General features: G+C 65.6%; 18 protein-coding genes. 10 read left to right on the top strand and 8 right to left on the bottom strand.

Annotated features, from left to right (window positions below):
- The first annotated feature begins 213 nt into the window (after nt 1–213).
- From HCA61_RS04260 to mnhG, 6 genes are read left to right on the top strand one after another with little or no spacing between them, the layout of a single operon-like run.
- Nucleotides 214–3,051, top strand: a complete 2,838-nt coding sequence (locus HCA61_RS04260; RefSeq protein WP_169686952.1) for a Na+/H+ antiporter subunit A — start codon at nt 214–216, stop codon at nt 3,049–3,051.
- Complete coding sequence (locus HCA61_RS04265; protein ID WP_169686953.1) at nt 3,048–3,767, top strand: Na(+)/H(+) antiporter subunit C; 720 nt, start codon at nt 3,048–3,050, stop codon at nt 3,765–3,767. The genes HCA61_RS04260 and HCA61_RS04265 overlap by 4 nt, the downstream gene beginning before the upstream one ends.
- Nucleotides 3,764–5,350, top strand: coding sequence for a Na+/H+ antiporter subunit D (locus tag HCA61_RS04270; RefSeq protein ID WP_169686954.1), 1,587 nt, complete (start codon nt 3,764–3,766; stop codon nt 5,348–5,350). Before HCA61_RS04265 ends, HCA61_RS04270 begins: the two co-directional genes overlap by 4 nt.
- Nucleotides 5,350–5,889 carry a Na+/H+ antiporter subunit E gene (locus HCA61_RS04275; RefSeq protein WP_169687422.1) on the top strand — a complete coding sequence of 180 codons (540 nt, stop codon included), beginning with the start codon at nt 5,350–5,352 and terminating at the stop codon, nt 5,887–5,889. The genes HCA61_RS04270 and HCA61_RS04275 overlap by 1 nt, the downstream gene beginning before the upstream one ends.
- Nucleotides 5,890–5,891: 2 nt before the next feature.
- The gene (locus HCA61_RS04280) at nt 5,892–6,152 is read left to right on the top strand and encodes a monovalent cation/H+ antiporter complex subunit F (protein WP_169686955.1); all 261 of its coding nucleotides are present in this window, start codon (nt 5,892–5,894) and stop codon (nt 6,150–6,152) included.
- Complete coding sequence (gene mnhG, locus HCA61_RS04285) at nt 6,149–6,484, top strand: monovalent cation/H(+) antiporter subunit G (RefSeq protein WP_169686956.1); 336 nt, start codon at nt 6,149–6,151, stop codon at nt 6,482–6,484. Before HCA61_RS04280 ends, mnhG begins: the two co-directional genes overlap by 4 nt.
- 27 nt (nt 6,485–6,511) lie before the next feature.
- Here the strand turns inward: mnhG and HCA61_RS04290 are convergent, their stop codons facing one another.
- The 4 genes from HCA61_RS04290 to HCA61_RS04305 form a co-directional block, all read right to left on the bottom strand.
- Nucleotides 6,512–7,633: a glutamate--cysteine ligase gene (locus HCA61_RS04290; RefSeq protein ID WP_169686957.1), complete on the bottom strand. Its 1,122-nt coding sequence runs from the start codon at nt 7,631–7,633 to the stop codon at nt 6,512–6,514.
- Nucleotides 7,634–7,711: 78 nt separating this feature from the next.
- Nucleotides 7,712–8,362, bottom strand: coding sequence for a superoxide dismutase family protein (locus HCA61_RS04295; RefSeq protein ID WP_169686958.1), 651 nt, complete (start codon nt 8,360–8,362; stop codon nt 7,712–7,714).
- A gap of 97 nt (nt 8,363–8,459) precedes the next feature.
- Complete coding sequence (locus tag HCA61_RS04300; RefSeq protein ID WP_169687423.1) at nt 8,460–9,143, bottom strand: LytR C-terminal domain-containing protein; 684 nt, start codon at nt 9,141–9,143, stop codon at nt 8,460–8,462.
- A gap of 31 nt (nt 9,144–9,174) precedes the next feature.
- Nucleotides 9,175–9,540: a DUF3263 domain-containing protein gene (locus HCA61_RS04305; protein ID WP_169686959.1), complete on the bottom strand. Its 366-nt coding sequence runs from the start codon at nt 9,538–9,540 to the stop codon at nt 9,175–9,177.
- Between the two features lie 135 nt (nt 9,541–9,675).
- Between HCA61_RS04305 and HCA61_RS04310 the strand changes: the two genes are divergently transcribed.
- Genes HCA61_RS04310 through HCA61_RS04320 form a run of 3 tightly spaced genes read left to right on the top strand, consistent with a single transcriptional unit; the run spans nt 9,676 to nt 12,077 of the window.
- The gene (locus tag HCA61_RS04310) at nt 9,676–10,275 is read left to right on the top strand and encodes a peptide deformylase (RefSeq protein WP_169686960.1); all 600 of its coding nucleotides are present in this window, start codon (nt 9,676–9,678) and stop codon (nt 10,273–10,275) included.
- A complete protein-coding gene (locus HCA61_RS04315; RefSeq protein WP_169686961.1) occupies nt 10,265–11,254 on the top strand; it encodes a GNAT family N-acetyltransferase in 990 nt (329 codons plus the stop codon). The genes HCA61_RS04310 and HCA61_RS04315 overlap by 11 nt, the downstream gene beginning before the upstream one ends.
- Nucleotides 11,255–11,273: 19 nt before the next feature.
- The gene (locus HCA61_RS04320; RefSeq protein ID WP_169686962.1) at nt 11,274–12,077 is read left to right on the top strand and encodes an exodeoxyribonuclease III; all 804 of its coding nucleotides are present in this window, start codon (nt 11,274–11,276) and stop codon (nt 12,075–12,077) included.
- Here HCA61_RS04320 and HCA61_RS04325 read toward each other — a convergent pair.
- Nucleotides 12,044–12,706, bottom strand: a complete 663-nt coding sequence (locus tag HCA61_RS04325; RefSeq protein ID WP_169686963.1) for a hypothetical protein — start codon at nt 12,704–12,706, stop codon at nt 12,044–12,046. The genes HCA61_RS04320 and HCA61_RS04325 overlap by 34 nt on opposite strands.
- 95 nt (nt 12,707–12,801) lie before the next feature.
- Complete coding sequence (locus HCA61_RS04330) at nt 12,802–13,143, bottom strand: GNAT family N-acetyltransferase (RefSeq protein WP_169687424.1); 342 nt, start codon at nt 13,141–13,143, stop codon at nt 12,802–12,804.
- 140 nt (nt 13,144–13,283) lie between these two features.
- Here HCA61_RS04330 and thiD point away from each other — a divergent pair, with 140 nt between their 5' ends.
- Nucleotides 13,284–14,132, top strand: a complete 849-nt coding sequence (thiD, locus tag HCA61_RS04335) for a bifunctional hydroxymethylpyrimidine kinase/phosphomethylpyrimidine kinase (RefSeq protein WP_169686964.1) — start codon at nt 13,284–13,286, stop codon at nt 14,130–14,132.
- A gap of 13 nt (nt 14,133–14,145) precedes the next feature.
- Here thiD and HCA61_RS04340 read toward each other — a convergent pair whose 3' ends face one another.
- Nucleotides 14,146–15,612 carry a M20/M25/M40 family metallo-hydrolase gene (locus tag HCA61_RS04340; RefSeq protein WP_206039660.1) on the bottom strand — a complete coding sequence of 489 codons (1,467 nt, stop codon included), beginning with the start codon at nt 15,610–15,612 and terminating at the stop codon, nt 14,146–14,148.
- A 26-nt stretch (nt 15,613–15,638) separates the two neighbouring features.
- A complete protein-coding gene (locus HCA61_RS04345; protein WP_206039699.1) occupies nt 15,639–16,403 on the bottom strand; it encodes an ABC transporter permease in 765 nt (254 codons plus the stop codon).
- Between the last annotated feature and the right edge of the window lie 11 nt (nt 16,404–16,414).

A 16,414-nucleotide genomic window follows, 5' to 3' on the forward strand; every position in this document is an offset into this window, starting at 1 on the left:
ACCCCCGATTCGCAACGATGCGAAGCCTCTCGTTAGTATGGGGTCATTCCGGTTTGCCCATTAAACGGCGAACGGCGCGCATGTCGGGGCGTCCCGCGTTTCGGCTCTTGTGTCGAACGCATTGTCAATTCTGCGACGGTCATCGCCGCTGCAGACTGCTGAGAACAGAACAGTTTCACGCCGCCGCCTGGCCCGACCCCGACGGAGTGCCTTTTGCTCGCCATACTCATCGCTCACGCGGTCGCCGCGATCCTGGCACCGCCGCTGGTCAGAGTCATGGGGAGAAATGCTTTCCTGCCGTTGGCGCTCGTCCCGCTCGCGAGCCTCGGCTGGGTCGTCGCGAACTGGGGCACCGAGCAGGAGTTGAGCATCCGGTGGGCGTCGGCGGTGTCGATGGACATCGACATGCGGTTCGATTCCCTCTCCGCGATCATGTGCCTGCTGGTGCTGGGCATCGGCGCACTGATCTTGCTCTACTGCGCGCGCTATTTCGAGGACGACGAACCGCGTCTGGGAATCTTCGCAGCCGAGATGGTGGCATTTGCCGGCGCGATGTTCGGCCTGGTCACCAGCGACAACATGCTGGTGCTCTACACCTTCTGGGAATTGACCACGGTCCTGTCGTTCCTGCTGGTAGGCCACTACGCCGAACGTGCGTCGAGTCGACGAGCTGCCACCCAGGCGCTGCTCGTGACCACTGCCGGTGGCCTCGCGATGCTCGTCGGCATCATCATCCTCGGCCAGCTCGTGGGCAGCTACAACCTCTCCGCTGTGATCGAGGTGGCACCCGAAGGCTGGCTGGCCGGTGTTGCCATCGTGCTGGTGCTCATCGGTGCGCTGTCGAAGTCCGCAGTCGTGCCGCTGCATTTCTGGCTCCCCGGCGCGATGGCCGCCCCCACTCCCGTGTCCGGATATCTGCACGCCGCCGCGATGGTGAAGGCCGGCATCTACCTGGTGGCACGATTGGCACCGGCGTTCGCCGACGCGGCGCCGTGGCGCCCGATCGTGATCACCCTGGGCCTCGCCTCGATGATCCTGGGTGGCTGGCGCGCCTTCCGTGCGTTCGACCTGAAACTGATCCTCGCGTTCGGCACCGTCAGCCAGCTCGGATTCCTCACCGCGCTCGTCGGCATCGGCAGTCGTGAAGCCGCCCTGGCCGGTATGACGATGGTGATCGCGCACGCCATGTTCAAGGCGTGCCTGTTCATGGTGGTCGGAATCATCGACCACTCGACGGGCACCCGCGACATCCGCAAGCTCGCCCACCTCGGCTTGCGAACTCCGATACTGGCGGTGGTGGCGGCCATGGCCGCTGCGAGTATGGCCGGCCTACCACCGTTCATCGGTTTCGTCGGCAAGGAAGCCGCGCTCGAAGCAGCGCTGTCCGCCGACGTGGTTCCGGACTGGGCACGCATCGCCATCGTCAGCGGCATGGTGCTCGGGTCGATCCTCACCCTCGCCTACAGCATCCGGTTCATCTGGGGAGCATTCGGCCGCAAGCAGCTCAAACGGCCCAGCCCGTCGGTGCAGAATCTTCACGCTCCCGGCATGTTGCTGCTGTCGGCGCCCACCCTGCTCGCGGTCGCCGGACTTGCAGCCGGTTTCGCGGCGCCGTGGGTCGACGCTCTCGTCGCGCCCTACGCCGACACGCTGGCCGCCTCACTCGCCGAGCCCTACCACCTGGCGTTGTATCACGGCTTGACGTTGCCACTCGCCCTCACCGCCGTCGTGATCGTGGCCGGCGTCCTCCTCTATCTCGCGCACCGCACGGCCGCACGACTTCGTTTCGAGCACCCGCCACTCGGCAACGCCGACCGCATCTACGACGCAACGCTGCGCGGCATGGACAACCTGTCGACGAGGTTGACGAGTTTCATCCAGCGAGGTTCCCTGCCGCTGACACAGGCCACGATCCTCATCACGCTCGCGCTGCTCCCCACCGTGCTGTTGTTCGTCTTCGGTGCGAGGACCACACCGGAGCTACGCGCGTGGGACACGCCGTGGCAGTTCGCCGTCGGTCTGATCATGATCGGTGGAGGACTGGCCGCGACGGTCATGAGGAACCGGCTCGCCGCCGTCCTGATGGTCGGTGTCACCGGTTACGGTCTCGGCGTTCTGTTCGCGTTGCAGGGCGCCCCCGACCTGGCGTTGACGCAGTTCCTCGTCGAAACCGTCACCCTGGTGATGTTCGTGCTCGTGCTACGGAAACTGCCTCCCGAAAACGATCGACAAGCCGAGATCGGCAAACGCGCCCCCCGGGCCCTGCTCGGCATCGTAGTGGGTTCGGTGGTGACCGTTGTGGGAGCGTTCGCCGTGGCCGCGCGCACTGCCGACCCGATCTCACTGCAACTTCCCGAACTCGCCTACGAACTCGGCCACGGCAAGAACGTGGTGAACGTATTGCTCGTCGATATCCGTGCGTGGGACACCCTGGGCGAGATCTCCGTGCTGCTCGTCGCCGCGACCGGCGTCGCGAGCCTGGTATTCCGGACCCGCAGGTTCGGTACCGCACCGCGTGTCTCCGATGCACCCGCCGCCCAGCTCGATGCGGCGGGGTCGAACTCCGAGATCACGTGGCTGCGCGGAGGCGATCTGATCGATCCGCGCTACCGGTCACTGGTCCTCGAGGTCACCACACGGCTGGTGTTCCCCACGATGATGGTGCTGTCGGTGTACTTCTTCTTCGCCGGGCACAATGCCCCGGGCGGCGGATTCTCCGGAGGCCTCGTCGCAGGGTTGGCTCTGGTCCTGCGCTATCTGGCAGGGGGACGATACGAACTCGGAGAGGCGGTTCCCATCGACGCGGGCAAGATCCTCGGACTCGGACTGACATTGTCCGCAGGCACCGGATTGTTCTCGTTGTTCCTCGGAGCGCCGGTGCTCTCGTCTGCGGTTCTCGAGGTGACACTGCCGTTGATCGGCGACGTCAAACTCGTCACCGCGCTCTTCTTCGACCTGGGTGTGTACCTGATCGTCGTCGGCCTGATCCTCGATGTGCTCCGAAGCCTCGGAGCCCGGCTCGACGCCGAAGTCGTGGGTGAGCGCCGATGACCACCAATCTGACCCTGGTCGTCATCGTCGGCGTACTCGTCGCCTGCGGTGTCTATCTCCTGCTCGAACGCAGCATCATCAAGATGCTGCTCGGCCTGCTCCTCATCGGCAACGGCGTCAATCTGCTGATCATCGCCCTCAGCGGCCCGGCCGGGGATCCCCCGATCGTCGGGTCCGACAATGCGAGACGCGAGGACATGGCCGATCCGCTCGCACAGGCCATGGTGCTCACGTCGATCGTGATCACCATGGGTGTCGCAGCGTTCGTGCTCGCACTGACATACCGCTCGTACTCCATCCGCGCACGCGACGAAGTCGAGAACGACCCTGAGGACACCATGGTCTCTCAGCGGCGGACCCTTGCCGAGGCCCCGGGCCGCGACCGTTCCGACGACCCGGTCACCGGCGAACCGAGCATGAGCGGCGACGCCTTCGACGCCGAAGGCAATCCGATCCCGCTCGAGGCCCTCACCAACATCGAGGACCTCGAGGTCTACGAGGATCTGCACGACGGTGATTTCGACGATCCCACCGACTCCGCCTATGACGATCCCCGCAACCCCGGCAGCGGCAATCCGCCGCACACACCGAAAGACAAGCGCGCACCGAAGAACAAGGGCGAACAGAAGGACAAGGGCAAGGACACCGACGACAGGGGCGGGATCAGCGAAGTCGAGGCAAAGACCGAGGACGACGGGAAGGAGAGCGACCGATGACCTTGGAAACCGCCGTTCTCATTCCCCTGCCGATCCTCATTCCGCTGCTCGCGGCCGCGGTCACCCTGATCCTGGGCCGGCGGCCACGGGCTCAGCGCTTCGTCACCATCTCGGCTCTCGTCGCGTCGCTCGCTGTAGCAGTGGCACTGCTCTACTTCGCCGATCAGGATGGCATCGAAGTGGTGCAGGTCGGGGGATGGGAAGCACCGTTCGGTATCTCTCTCGTGGCCGATCGGCTCGCCGCGCTGATGCTCGTGATCGCGGCGATCGTGCTGCTGTCGGTCATGTGGTTCGCCGTCGGTCAGGGTATCCACGACGGCAACGAGCAACAGCCGGTGTCGATCTTCCTGCCCACCTACCTCGCACTCACTGCGGGCCTGAACATCGCGTTCCTGGCAGGCGACCTGTTCAACATGTTCGTCGGATTCGAGGTGCTCCTCGCCGCGTCGTTCGTGTTGTTGACCTTGGGTGCGAGCGCCGACCGCGTCCGCGCCGGTGTCTCGTACGTCATGGTCTCGATGGTGTCGTCGATGATCTTCCTGATGGGTATGGCTTTCGCCTATGCCGCTACGGGAACGTTGAATCTCGCGCAGATGGCACTGCGCATGGACGAGGTGGATTCAGGCACCCGTACCGCGATCTTCGGTGTGCTGCTCGTGGCGTTCGGCATCAAAGCCGCGATCTTCCCGCTGTCGTCGTGGTTGCCCGACTCCTACCCCACCGCACCCGCCCCCGTCACCGCGGTCTTCGCGGGTCTACTCACCAAAGTGGGCGTCTACGCGATCATCCGTGCGCACACCCTGATCTTCCCGCAGGGTGAACTCGACGACGTCCTGCTCATCGCCGGTCTTCTGACGATGGTTGTCGGGATCCTCGGTGCAATCGCGCAGAACGACATCAAACGTCTCCTGTCGTTCACGCTCGTCAGCCACATCGGCTACATGGTGTTCGGAATCGCGTTGTCGAACCAGACCGGCCTCGGCGGCGCGGTCTTCTACGTCGCACACCACATCTTGGTTCAGACCACGCTGTTCCTCGTCGTGGGCCTGATCGAACGACAGGCGGGGTCTGCGTCACTTCGTCGACTCGGCTCCCTGGCCGTGACCAGTCCACTCCTGGCCGTCCTGTTCCTCATCCCGGCACTCAACCTCGGCGGCATCCCACCGTTCTCCGGCTTCATCGGCAAGATCGCGTTGTTGCAGGCCGGGGCAGAAGACGGATCCGCTCTCGCGTGGATTCTCGTCGCCGGTGGCACCATCACCAGCCTGCTGACGTTGTACGCGGTGGCCCGTGTCTGGGCCAAGGCATTCTGGCGGGCCCGCGCAGACGCGCCGGAAGGTGACCTCGCCGACATCGGACCGTCGGCACTGATCGACGAGTCCGAAGCCGACATCGCGTTCGAGGAGCGAGCGGACGTCGGGAAGATGCCCACGGGCATGGTTGTCCCCACCATCGCGCTCGTCGTGATCGGGCTCGGACTGACCGTATTCGCGGGGCCGCTGCTCGACATCAGCGACCGTGCCGCCGAGAATCTGCGTGACCGCTCGGTGTACATCGAAGCCGTGTTGGGAGAGACGCCATGATCAAACGCGGCAATCTGCTACGCGTCTCCGTGGTGCTCTGGATGGCATTCGTGTGGGTGATGCTGTGGGGCACACTGAGCATCGCCAATGTTCTCGGGGGGCTCCTCGTCGCGGGACTCCTCGCGATACTGCTGCCGCTGCCGAAAGTTCCGGTGGAAGGCCGTGCCCATCTGCTGTCTGCCCTGCGGCTGGGCGGGTATATCTTCTTCGAGTCGATCAAGTCGACGATCTCGGTCGCATGGCTGGCGATCCGGCCCGCCGCACCTCCGGTCACCGGGGTGCTGCGCTGCCGGTTGACGATCAAATCCGATCTGGTGCTCACGCTCTGGACCGACATCATGAACAACATCCCGGGCACCATGGTGCTCGAGATCGACCAGGTTCGCCGGATCGTCTACGTCCACGTGCTGGACGTCAGCACCGACAAAGCCGTCGCCGACTTCTACCGCTCGGCACGGTTGATCGAACGTCTTCTCATCGACACATTCGAACGGGACTCGGAATGGCAGCCGAGCCCGTGGCGAAGCGGAACGGAGTAATGATGACCGTGATGCTCGTGATATCGGGCGTTCTGCTGTTCGCGTCGGCCCTCCTGATCGGATATCGGGTACTGGCAGGACCCAACTCGCTCGATCGCCTCGTCGGAGTCGACGCCCTGCTGGCCATCGCGATGTGTGGTCTGGCGGCGTGGATGGTGTACACCCGCGACACCACGATTGCGCCGGCCGTCGTCGCACTGGCTCTGGTCGGTTTCATCGGGTCCGTCTCCGTCGCACGATTCCGGGTGCGTGACGAGGAATGAGTCACTTCTTCGACATCGTCGGACACGTCTTCATCCTCATCGGTGCGATCATCTCGTTGACCGCGGCGATCGGAGTCGTCCGCTTCCGCGACACCCTCTCACGCATGCACCCTGCAACGAAACCTCAGGTCATCGGCCTGCTGTTCGTGCTCGGCGGGGCGATGCTCAACCTGTGGGGCTCGTTCGACGTATGGATGCTCGCATTGGCGGGCATGTTCATGGTGCTCACCGCACCCGTGATCGCGCATCGCGTGGGCCGCATCGCGTACCGGGAGCAGCTCGGTCGCGACGGACTCCTCGACGACGAAGACTTCCCCCCGTACCGCGCCTAGATCTACTACGCGACGCGCTGGAAGTGTTCAGCCGCGTAGTTCTTCGACCAACGAATCGACGACCGCGAGCAGGCTTCCTCCGTGCCCCTCCGCGACACGTCGCTGACGCTGGTACGACGCACCCCGAACGGGGATCTCGGCGACCGCAGCGAGTTCGTCGGCGCACCCGAGTTGCACCGCCGTCGGGGTGAGTTGCTCGAGTAGATCGTGCAGATCGTCGGTGACGAGTCGCTCATGGCACGCGGGGTCGAGAATTACCTCGGCGTCGAGACCGTAGCGGGCCGCTCGCCACTTGTTTTCCTTGACATGCCAGGGCTGGAGCGTCGGTAGTTCTTCGCCGCGATCGAGGCATTCGTCGTAGTACACGACGAGACAATGGACGAGCGCGACAAGCGCTGAGAGTTCGGCCACGTTGGTGATGCCGTCGAAGACCCGGACTTCCAGCGTGCCCCACTTGGGTGCGGGTCGGATGTCCCAGTGCATTCCACCAGGTTTACTGATGACACCCGACCTGAGCTGATCCTCGATGAAGCGGGTGTACTGCTCCCAGTCTGCGAAGTGGTACGGCAGACCCGCGGTGGGCAACTGCTGGAACATCAATGCCCGATTGCTCGCGTACCCGGTGTCGAGCCCGGCCCAGATCGGCGATGACGCCGACAACGCCAGCATGTGGGGGTATTTGACCAGCAAGGCGTTGAGAATCGGAATGACCTTGTGCGAGGACGACACTCCGACGTGCACGTGCACGCCCCAGATGAGCATCTGTCGGCCCCACCAACGGGTGCGCTCGATCATCTCGTCGTATTCGGGTGATTGGGTGACCACCTGGTCGGTCCATTGCGCGAACGGGTGCGTGCCCGCGCACATCAGGTCGACGCCGAGCGGATCGGCGGCACGCCGCAGGAGATCCAACGACTCCTTCAGATCGTCGACAGCCTCACCGACCGTGTCGTGCACATCGGTGACCAGTTCGACGGTGTTGCGCAGAAACTCCTTGGTCAGCCGCGGCGTGTCGCCCGGAAGCTCACCGACCGCATCGAAGACGACCGCTGCAGTATTGGACAGTTCGCGGGTGGTCTTGTCGACCAGCGCGATCTCCCATTCCACACCGAGTGTCGGGCGCGGAGAACCCGGAAATTCGACAACCACCACTCGATCCAACCACAGGGCCCACTCGACCGAGTGCCGGTCGGGTGGGCCCTGTGAGAGGAATTACGGCTGGTGCCCTCAGGCTACGACCCCGCAGGCGAGACGGTCGCCGGCGTTGTCCTGATGCACGACCACCGAGGTGCCCTGCTCACCCTGGAGATCTTCGAGAGTGAACTCGGCGGTGGTGACTGTCGCGGTCGCGGAGCCGTCCTCGTGGACGACGACGGAAAGCAGATCGCCGCTCTCCGGAATCGCGGTGTGGCCCGGAACCTGGAGGTGGCCACCGGCCGACAGGAAGGCTCCCGGCTCGCCACCGGCGGGAGGCGCGGACTCGGGCTCGCACACGCCGACTTCGTGGATGTGGACGCCGTGGTATCCGGGCTCGAGACCTTCGACCTCGATGGTGACTTCGACGTTGCCGTCGTGCTCCGCGAAGCTGACGGTGCCCGCGGAGTCGCCGGCGACGTTCTGCAGGTCGGCGGTGAGCGATGCACCCGAGCCGCCGGACGCGCCGGTCCCGGCCTCGCTGCCCTGCGTATCGGTGCCGTGCGCATCGCTGCCGTGCGATTCGCCTTCCGGCGCGGGCGACCCCGTCCACACCGGCGGCGTTGTGCCCGGCACGGTGGTGGCTTCCTCGTTGTTCGAGCATGCACTCAGGCCCACCGCGGCAATCGCGACGATCGGGGCCAGGGCACGCCAGGTCATGCGACGAGTGGAACTGGGGGCCATCAAACCGCTCCTTCGAAGTACCGAAAAGTCATCTGATCATAGCGGGGCCCGATTCTGCGCCCCGTCGTGACGGCACTGTCGTCCGCCTCGACCGGTTTCACGGCTCCGCGACGATGACGATCACGCCCGGTGCGGAATCCACGATTCCCTCGAAACGCGGCTGCGCGGTGACGCCGAGGGCGGCTGCCACGGACTCTGCGGTTTCCTGCTCACCGGAGCCGGTGCCGTAGTACACGGAGGTCTGTGCCAGAAGGCCTTCGCTGTAGTTTCCGGTCTCCGCGATCGTGAAGCCTTCGTCCTCGAGCAGGGTAGCGGTTTGTGCAGCGAGCCCGGCGACGTTGCTGTTGTTGTAGACGCGCACGCTCGCCGACGACGCAGACGCGCCCGAGAGCGAACCCGACGATGCAGTGCCTGATGATGCAGTGCCCGACGATGCAGTGCCTGATGATGCAGTGCCCGATGTTCCTGCACCCGCTGCCCCTGCGCCGGGGGCCGCCCCCGACGGGCTTGCCGAAACCGTGGGCGCCGATGCGGCGCCCGCAGCGCCGGGCACAGAAGCGGGAGGCCGGGTGGTCGCCGGCGCGGGCGCAGACGCGGGGGTGGTTTCGGTGGTGGCCGCAGCTGTCGACGCCGCGTCTTCATCCGAACCGCCGAGTGATGCGAATCCGAGCCCGGCGAAGAGGATCGCCAGGGAGATCAGCAGCATCGCAATGGCTCGTAGCGGTAACCCGGAGGATCCCCGGTTCGCGTTCTCTGCGGTTCTGCTCACGCCTTCGACCATAGTTGCCCGAACGGCCGACACGTGCCGCGCGCTAGCGTGTCGTCTCGAATCCGAGGCGTCGAGCAGCGCGCGCCTTCTGCCTGCTGGACCTCAATCGACGAAGTCGTTTGACGAGCATCGGGTCTGCGGCGAGGGCTTCCTGACGGTCGATCAGGGCATTGAGCACCTGGTAGTAGCGGGTTGCGGACAACCCGAACAACTCCTTGATCGCCTCTTCTTTGGCGCCGGCGTACTTCCACCACTGCCGCTCGAACGCCAGGACGTCGTGCTCCCGACGGCTCAGGCCGTGCTCGCCGATATCGTGCGGGCTCCCGCTGTCGATCGGGCTGCTCTCGCCGACCTGACGCGCATCGTCCGCCTCGGATGGGTCCGTACCGTGCGCTGCTGCGCCGTCCATCTCACTCCTCGACTGCTTCGAATCACACCGCAATGACAATTACACCTGTGTGTTTCCGCGAGTCATTCAATCACGGGGGTGCGACACATACCGGTCGGACGAAGGGACGACTCGCGCGCATTATCCTGGTTCACCATGGCCATCCTTCCCATCGTCATCACCGGCGACCCCGTTCTGCACAATCCCACCGACCCGGTGACCGAAACCCCCGCGGAACTCGCGCAACTGATCGCCGACATGTACGAGACGATGGACGCCGCGAACGGCGTCGGGCTCGCCGCGAACCAGGTCGGCCTCGCCAAGCGCCTGTTCGTCTACGACTGCCCGGATCGCGACGCATCCGGCAAGGTGATCCGCCGACGCGGTGCAGTGATCAACCCGGTGCTCGAGACCTCCGAGATCCCGGAGACCATGCCCGACCCAGAGGACGACCTCGAGGGTTGCCTCTCGGTCCCGGGGGAAAATTTCCCCACCGGGCGTGCCGACTGGGCGAAGGTCACCGGCACCGACGAGAACGGTGAGCCCGTCGAAATCGAGGGTCACGGGTTCTTCGCCCGGATGCTGCAGCACGAGGTCGGTCACCTCGACGGCTTCCTGTACGTCGACGTCCTGATCGGGCGCAACGCGCGCGCCGCCAAGAAGACGATCAAGCGCGCCGGCTGGGGCGTGCCCGGCCTCACGTGGCTGCCGGGGAGCGTCGACGACCCGTTCGGGCACGACGACGATGACGACTGACCACCCGGTGACGACCGACAACCCTGCCGGGGCGCCGATCCCGCTCGGCACACGAGTCGTCGTCCGGTATCGCTTGCCCGCGGGGTACAGCCATCCGATGACCGACGTCATCGGGGATCTGGTGTCGCTCGAACCGGTGGTGGTCGTGCGGACCGCTGAGAAGAAACTCGTCCAGATCTCACCGAGCACTGTCGTGGCGCTCAAGGCGCTGTCTGCGCGCCCGATCCGCATCGCCGAGATCCGCTCGCTCGAGCACGCCGCGGCCGCAGGGTGGCCCGGTCTCGAACAGGCCTGGATCGATGGCTGGTTCCTGCGCGCCGGTGGCGGGTTCACCGGGCGAGCCAATTCCGCGACACCTCTCGGACCACGCGGCACCGTGGGGCACCCCCACGATCCCGACGTGCGGGCACGGCTGCGTGAATGGTTCGCTGAGCGTGGGCTGCCTCTGCGGTTGCTGCTCCCCGACCGACTCGTTCCGACTCCGGAAGGTTGGGTGCCCAGCGGCAACCGGGTCCAGGTGATGGCAGCAGACCTCGACAATGTTCCGCTTCCCCCGAGTGTCGGCCCGGTGGTCGTCTCTCCTGAACCCGACGGGGACTGGCTCTCACTCTACCGAGGCGGCGACCTTCCGGAGGTCGCAGGCGCGGTTCTCGGCGCGGTCGTTGCGGGCACGCTCGGTTTCGGCCGCATCGGTCCGCCAGGGGCCCGGCCGGTCGCGATCGGGCGGGCCGCGATCACCGACGCTCCCGACGGCCGCCGTTGGATCGGCCTGAGCGCGATCGAGGTCGCCCCCGAGCATCGCAGGCGCGGCGTGGGCACGTTGCTGAGCGGATCGCTGCTGGGGTGGGGCCGCGAACTCGGCGCCACCCACGCCTACGTCCAGATCGAGGGGGACAACACGGCGTCCCGGGAGCTGTATTCCGGGTTGGGTTTCGTCGATCACCATCGCTACGGGTACGTGACGGAGCCCGTCGGCTAGGTCGCCTACAGTGGTGGCCGTGCGCCTCGCTACCTGGAATGTGAACTCGGTCCGTGCTCGTACCGATCGGATCGTCGATTGGCTGCAACGAACCGACACGGACGTGCTCGCGATGCAAGAGACGAAGTGCAAGGACGAGCAGTTCCCGTATGCCCGGTTCGAAGAACTCGGCTATCAGGTGGCGCATGTCGGCCTGAGCCAGTGGAACGGAGTCGCGATCCTCTCGCGTGTCGGACTCGACGACGTGCAGATCGGTTTCGAGGATCAACCCGGATTCTCGAAGGACCCCGAGGTCTCCCCCGTGCGTGAGGCGCGCGCCATCGGTGCCACCTGTGGCGGTGTCCGGGTGTGGAGCCTGTACGTGCCCAACGGCCGCGAGCTCACCGATCCCCATTACGCCTACAAGCTCGATTGGCTCGCGAAGCTGCGCGCCGACGCGCAGGGCTGGCTCTCCACCGCCCCGGACCAACCGGTCGCGCTGGTCGGCGACTGGAACGTCGCCCCCACCGACGAAGACGTGTGGGATCCGGCGTTCTTCGAAGGCAAGACCCACACCTCGCAGCCCGAGCGCGACGCATTCTCCGCGTTCGCCGAGGCCGGTTTCGTCGATGTCGTGCGCCCGCACGCGCCCGGGCCCGGCGTGTACACCTACTGGGACTACACACAGCTGCGTTTTCCGAAGAAGCAGGGCATGCGCATCGACTTCGTACTCGGGTCGCCTGCCCTCGCGGCGAAGGTCACGTCCGCGTCGATCGACCGCGACGAGCGCAAGGGCAAGGGCGCGAGCGATCACGCACCGGTGATCGTCGACCTCGCCGAATAGTCCGGGGCGTCGGCCGCGTCCACGTCCTGGGCCCGGTCCGATTTCACGAGTTCGTACGCCACCAACGCGCAACCGATCAGCATGAGGACGCCGTGCGCGATCCGCAGCGTCGGCGACACGAAGAACTGCGGGATGTACAGGAGAAATCCTGCAGCCGTGATGCCCGCCGGAAGCACCGGGGTCCATCTCCTACGCACCGCTGACACAAGCACGACGATCACCCCGACAGCGACGAGGAGCAACCCCACACCGAACGCGATCATCGCCGCGGTTCCGGTTCGGATCAGTTCGGCAAGCTCGAGCGCGGTATCGCCGTCGACGGCGGTGAGTTCGTGCAGCGCGAAGGTCTCGGATCCGAAGTACAGCAGGGTCAGAGCGCTACCGACGCCGATCGCCGCGGTGGCGCGCGGTGCAATGTGCAATTCCGCGAACGCGAATGCCGTCAGGAGGAATGCGGCGGCGCCGACGAGATGCGCGACCGTCCACCAGATCGAGCCGAACTGTTCGAGGGTGTCTGCTCCACCGCCGGGTGCGAACGGCCGGGTGAGTGGGAAGAGAGCGAACAGGATGCCCGCGACCACCAGCAGCGTTGCGGCGACCGTGCGTCGTTGGGGATTTTCGTGATTCATGGCGAGATCTCCCGAATAGTGAACACCGACCGCTTTCGAGATCAGTGTTCACTCTTTGGGCCGATCAAGCAAGAGCAGTGCTCACATTTTTCGGGTCAGACTCTCCGAGCGGGCTCGATCGGCACGATCACATCGCGGTAGCCCGGATTCGACGAGAGATACCTCTGCACATACGTACATACCGGCCGCACTCGCCAACCTCGCCTCCTCGCGATGTCGAGCGACCCGCCGACGAGGATGCCGGCAAGACCACGGTGCCCGAAGTCTTCGACGATCACGGTGTGCAGGAAATCGACGACGGGACGCCCCCTCCCGGGAATGCCCGCCGGATGCTCGGAATCGAAATACCCCAGAATGCCCACGAGGTCACCATTGAGACGCAACTCGAATCGGTTCTGATCGGCGTTGTCGGACACCTCAGCCGTCGACAAGTTGATCACGAGCGCCTCCCCGAACCTCAATACTTAGTGTGACGCACGACACTATAGAGCACATGTGCGCAGCGCTGGGGCACCGCTCCCCCGACAGAGTGCCGACACCGGAAGCTGCCCGAACGACGACCGGTAGGGTCACCTCCGTGCAGCTGCTTCCCCTGGCCGAACAAGGCCACACCCCGATTCGTGTGCTCACCATCGCCGGCACGGACTCCGGAGGAGGCGCGGGCATCCAGGCCGACTCGCGCACGATGGCGATGTGCGGTGTCCACGCCTGTGTCGCGGTGGCCGCGGTGACCGTGCAGAACTCGGTCGGGGTGAGCGGCTTCCACGAGATCCCACCGGAGACGGTGGCAGCCCAGGTGCGATGCGTTGTCGACGACATCGGAGTGGCTGCGGCCAAGACGGGCATGCTTGCGTCGACCGAGATCATCGAAGCGGTCGCGGACGTGTGCTCGGAGGTCGGCATCGGCCGCGACACCGCCGTCCCACTCGTCGTGGACCCCGTGTGTGCGTCGATGCATGGAGATCCCCTATTGCATGCGAGTGCACTCGAGGCCGTCCGCTCGGCGCTGATCCCGCTGGCGACCGTCGTCACCCCCAACCTCGACGAGATCCGGCTCATCACCGGTATCGAGGTGGTCGACGACCGCACCGCAAGGCAGGCCGCGGAAGCACTGCACGGGCTCGGTGCACAGTGGTCGATCGTGAAGGGCGGTCATCTGCGCACTTCGGACTCGAGCACCGATCTGTTGTTCGACGGCGACCGATTCCTCGAGTTCCCGAGCCCGCGCCTCGCCACGGGTAACGACCACGGTGGCGGCGACACGCTCGCGGCGGCGATTGCATCGGCGCTCGCCCACGGCAGGTCGGTGCCGGACGCGGTGGCGTTCGCGAAGGAATGGGTGACGAAGTGCCTCGAATGGTCGTACGACCTCGGCCACGGTCACGGGCCGGTCAACCCACTGTGGCGACTCCACGAGCAGCCCTGACAGAACAGCCCGACTACTCAGTGAACGCAGCCCGCGCCTCGGTGCGCGCTGCCCCGCTCGGGACTCCGTCCGGGCCGTCGAGCGAGCCTGCGTAGACCGCGGTGCTGTAGGCGGCCGACGCCGCGGAGACCGCGAAGGCATCGCGGTCGATGTTGTCCACTGTGTCCTCCGCGCTGTGGTAGTTCGGGTCGAAGTCCTCGTCCGCAGCGCCGCCCCACTTGTCGGCCTCTTCCGGGGTCTTGTCTTCGTCGGCGCCGGTGAACGTGCCACCGGCGGGGATTCCCACTGCAATGAACGGGCCGTAATCGGAGCGACCGTCGAAATCGGTGCCGCCGGCATCGATCCCGCGCTCGGCGAAGAATCCGGAGAGGGTGCGCTCGATGCCGGCCGATCCCTCGGGTCCCGGTCCGGCACCGTCCATATCGGAATCGTCGCCGTCCAAGAGGAGATAACCGGGGTTCGGGGACCCGAGCATGTCGAAATTCAGGTAGAGGGCAATCGCATCGCGCTCCTCGGGAGACAACGACGCGACATACTCGCTCGACCCCACGAGCCCGATCTCCTCGGCGCCCCAGAACGCGAACCGCACCGCGTTGGTGACGCCGGGTTCGCTGCCGAGCTGCAGCGCGGTCTCGAGGACTGCCGCGACACCGCTGCCGTTGTCATTGATCCCCGGTCCTTCGGGCACGCTGTCGAGATGTGCACCGACGACCACCACATCGTCGGTCGAGCCCGTGGCGGTCTGCGCAATGACGTTGCGGGAGCGCTGCGTCTCGGTCTTCGTGTCGAGAACGAGGTCCACCGACGGTGATTCCGCAACCCGCTCACCGTCTGCCGGACCGATTCCGCCGACGGGAATTCGTCGCGGCACGGTCTCGTCGAGCGTCGCACCGGCGAGGGGTCCGTCCTCTGTGTTCACCACGAGCAGCGCCGCAGCCCCCGCATCGGCGGCAAGTGTCTCCTTCACCGAGAAGGTGCACACGCCACGGTCGACCACCACGATCGCTCCCGAAACATCGAGACCGTTGTAGTCGGTGGCCTCGCATCCCGGAGTGTCGTCAGTGGGCACCCGCACGACGGGTGCGGTCAGCCCCTCGGGTCCGGTCGTGGGCGACAGACCCAGTGCCCGCACGTCGAGGGGTTGTCCGTCGATCTCGAGCCTCTGGGCTTCGACCTCGAAGGTGGTGGCCTCGAATTCGGGTGTCTGCACGTCGTATCCGGCGTCGCGCAACGCGCCCGCTACGTAGTCGACACTCGCGTCGTAGCCCGCCGTACCGAGCGCACGGTTACCGTCGTGCTCCGTTGCGATGCGCTCGAATTCGGTGAGGTGGCCCATCAGGGCATCGATCTGCACGCTGTCGGCGAGAGCGGTCGGATCGACGAATGCCGCGTCCGTACCGCCATCGTCCGCGCAGCCTGCGAGCACCACTGCCGCCACCACGACCATGGCGGTGCGGCGGCCGATCACCGTGTCGATCATTGCCCGAGCGTACTGTCCCGCACAGCTCAGGCGTCGCGTTTACCGACCACTGCAAGCGACACACCGAACACGACCGCCGTGAACAATGCGAAGTACAGCAGCGAACCCCACGGTCCCCAATGGAACTCGACCCCCTGCTCCATACCGAGGAAGTGGTTGATGTTGATGAACGGCAGGAACGGCTGAATTTCACGACCCACTCGGCCGAACAACGAGAACAACGATTCGATGAGCAGCGGCCACAACAGTAGGAGCGCGATCGTGCCCGCCGACTGCCGCAGCAATGTCCCCACACCCACCGCGAGGAACACCGCCAGGAACGCGTAGAGCGCAATGCCGTAGATCGCGCGCCACGTGTCGCCCTCGAGCACTAGGTCGCGACCTGCCTCCGGACCCGCGAGAGCTTTCGCGACATACACGGAGATCAGGCCCACCACGCCGGTGACCACAGCTCCGATCACTCCGATGAGAACCGATTTCACGGTCAGCACGAGAGAACGGTTGGGATTGGCGATGAAGGTCGTCCGGATGACGCCGAAACGGTACTCGCTCGTGACCGACAGCGCAGCGAGGATCATCAGCACCATGATGCCGAAGCCCGTGACACCGGTCGCGGCGATATCGGGGGTCAGATAGAACCGGGCGGCCTCGTCGTCGAGCGACATGGAACTGCGGGCCACAGCCCCCATCATTGCGGCGAAACCGATACCCAGGGCGACGATCACCGCCAGGCACCAGAACGGAGACTGCACCGACGTAAGTTTGATGCGTTCCGCACGCAAGGTGTCCAATGCTGGTGATG

It is taken from the genome of Rhodococcus sp. HNM0563 (assembly GCF_012726195.1).
In the GTDB taxonomy this organism is placed as follows: domain Bacteria; phylum Actinomycetota; class Actinomycetes; order Mycobacteriales; family Mycobacteriaceae; genus Rhodococcus.